The 290-nt window shown below is 60.0% G+C and carries 1 pseudogene; it reads left to right on the forward strand.

The features are described from left to right. Positions 1-290 (forward strand): annotated as a pseudogene (locus tag AF337_RS25450) (hypothetical protein); the annotation flags it as partial.

A 290-nucleotide genomic window follows, 5' to 3' on the forward strand; every position in this document is an offset into this window, starting at 1 on the left:
ATTCTGCGCCTTCACCTTTGACCCTGAGGCTGCGAAAGACATCGCCGAGGTGAACTGGCCGGGCGTAACGCTGCTCAAGGCGCAGATGAACACCGACCTTTTGACCGAAGACTTGAAGAAGGGCCGCAGTTCCAACCAGTCCTTCTGGCTGATGGGCCAGCCCGATGTGGACCTGCGCAAGCGCAAGGACGGGCTGTGGGAGGTTCAGGTCAACGGTTTCGACTATTTCGATCCGCGCAAGGGCGATCTGGTCTCGGGCGGCACCAAGCAGATCGCCATGTGGTCGCTTG

The organism is Rhizobium ecuadorense (assembly GCF_001187535.1).
GTDB lineage: Bacteria > Pseudomonadota > Alphaproteobacteria > Rhizobiales > Rhizobiaceae > Rhizobium > Rhizobium ecuadorense.